We start from the raw sequence: 2,968 nt of genomic DNA, 5'->3' as shown, positions 1-2,968 counted from the left end.
GTCCCATACTTTAAATTTTACTTTAAAGTGGTGCACTTGATCTTACAATTAAGCATCTAATTTTATAATTAGATTTTTTATTTTTATAACTATAAATAAAAAACGAATTTTAAAATATAATTATAATAGTAGAAACTTATTTTAAAATTCAAAGGAGTATAAAATGGAACAAAAACAAAATAAAATCAAAGCAGTATCTTTTTGAACAACTCAAATTGATTATTTCATAAAAAATTGAAATATTTTTAGAAAATTAACAGCAACTGATTTTTACAAATTCAAACATCTAACCTTATATTTTGCTTTTTACAAATATCTTTCAAGAAAACAAGAAGTTTTTATGAAACAAAATTTAAAGATAGATGAAAATGCATTCAAGTATTTTGATTATTCTTATTTTAAATATAAATCATTATTCAGAAAAACTAAATATTTTAACTCTTTTCAAGAAATTAAAAACATTTACAAAACAGTTCAAAATGAACTTGGTTACTTCATTTTTAACGATAATTTATTTAGTACTTTATATAAAGAATATATGGCAAGTCATAGTTCAAATATTACTTTTGAAAAAATACTTGAGAGATTTGAACTCTTTCATAATCATATTAAAAAAAATGATAAATATACCTATTTATTTAGTGATATATTTTATATTTCTAAAAATGAAATTGAAAAAAACTGAAAAAATAAAAAAGATTTAAAAATGCTAATAGAAGAAGCAATATCTGTTGTTGAACTAATAAATATTGATTATCAAAACGATCATTTTATTTTTAAAGAGATATTTGAATTTTTAATTAGTGAATTTTCTGAAGAAAATAAAAATGCAAATGAAGGTTTTTATACACCTAATGATGCTTCAATTATAGTTTCAAAAATAGTTTTAGAAGATGTTAAAAATAAAGATGAACTTAAGATTTATGATCCAACAGCCGGAACTTCTTCTTTAATGTTAAATGTAGGTAAAACCTTTGAAAAATATAAAAATGAATCAGATTTAGTTCAATATAATGCAATTGAAATTGATAGTTGAAATTACAACATAAGTAGAATGAATTTTATAATTAATAATGTTGATTTTAAAAATTGAAAAATCAAAAATGCTGATTCATTTACCAGTTATTCACCAAATGATTTATATAAAACAAATAATCCTAAAGCAGATGTAGTATTATCACATATTCCTAATTCTAAAAGTTGAAATTCAGAAATATCTAAAAATTTCAACCCTTATTTTAAAGAATATGGTACACCACCTAAAACCAAAGCAGATTGAGCTTTTATTTTACAAGGTTTATACAATTTAGATGATGAAGGAATTATGGTTATTTTAGCACCAGAATCAATCTTAACAAGTGCTTCAGTAGAAAAAGAGATTAGAAAAAAACTTGTGCTTGAAAATCATTTAGACTCAATTATTTATTTACAAAATAAATTATTTTCTGGAACCTCCAACACTGATGTTTTATTAATCTTTAAAAAGAATAAAATAAATAAAGATATTTTTATGATTAATGCAACTAATTTATTTGTAAAATTAAACAATGATATTTGCAAATTAAGTCCTGATAACATTGAGAATATTTTAAATACTTATAAAGATAAAAAAGAAATCAAAGGATTTTCAAAACAGGTTTCTATCCAAGAAATTACCTCTAATAATTTTGATCTTCAAATTTCTAAATACATAACAAAAGAAGATGTTAACTCTTCCAATCAAGAATTTAATAAAATTCATAATTTACTAACAGTAGAAGACTTTAGACCTGTACAAAAATATTTTGATGAAATTAGTGGTTTACAAGATCAAATAGCAATTAAAGTAAATAATTCAGGTTATAAAATAGTTAATGCTGAAAAAATAACATTATTAGTTTTAGAGTCCAAAATAATTAAAAAAATAGAAACTAAAATGGAAAAAGTTAGAGAAAAAATCGTTGACTACTTTATTCCTTTTTTCACTGAAATCGATGAATTTCCAGAAAATTGAGAAGAAATTATTAAAAGTGAAATAGATAGATTTGCTAACGCTTCAATTAAAAACATTCCTTTTTTAGATAAGGAAAAATTAATGTTTGAATTACAAAAAGCAGTAGATGAATTTATTATTCCTGAAATATCTGTATTTAAAGAAAAAAGAAAAATGAATTTTGATAGATTAATGGATAGTTATATAAGAAAATTTTCAGAAGGAGAAAAAGAATCAGATCTTATTAATTTCTTATTAGTTATTTCTGTAGAAGCAGATGAAAATGCTGAAGATTTAATTCATATGAAAGAACTAAGAGACAAAATAGAAGAGCGAATGAACTCATTACTCTTAGAAATTTCTACTTATCCAGAATGTCAAACTTTATTTAAATCAAGTAAAATTAAAACAAGTGATTTAGAAAGAATTAAAAAACTTTTAAATCCTGCAAGCACTCAAACTGAAACAGAAAAAGAAATTAAATTCAAAATAGCTGAAGTTTATGATTATTTAAATTATCTAAGAAGACTTGACAACAATATTAGTTCTTTAGAAGAAACAATATTTCAAACTACTCTTGATTCTTTAAATGAAATTAAAAACTATCAAGAATTAATAAATTATCTTGCTTTTCAATGAGCTAATTATTTAACTGATTTAACAGTAAAAACAGAAAGTTATTTAACTCATGCAATAATTGAAGACTTAGAATTATTTGTTTCTAATAACAATGACAAATCTTTAAATTTTTTAGATAAAGATTATAAATGAGTCTTACCTAACTTAATACAAACAATGAAATTTCTCTCAACTATGCATGTACAAAAAGAAAAACTGGAATTTATTACAAAAATATTAAATAAACAATAAAAGGAGAAAAATGTCAAATAATACAAAAAATAATTTAGTCCCTTCTTTGAGATTCAAAGAATTTACTCACGCTTGAGAACAGGAAGTTTTGGGGAATTTATTAATTTCTTATAGAAATAAAAATAA

At 21.8% G+C, this 2,968-nt stretch carries 1 protein-coding gene; it reads left to right on the top strand.

The genetic code is table 4. The features are described from left to right. Positions 1-163: 163 nt before the first annotated feature. A complete protein-coding gene (locus tag ACXX87_RS04005) occupies positions 164-2,842 on the top strand; it encodes an N-6 DNA methylase (protein ID WP_458573316.1) in 2,679 nt (892 codons plus the stop codon). Positions 2,843-2,968: the final 126 nt, after the last annotated feature.

Source organism: Mycoplasma sp. 613B, from assembly GCF_054343485.1.
The sequence above is the reverse complement of the archived record's forward strand: the minus strand, read 5'-3'. Positions and strand labels throughout refer to the sequence as shown.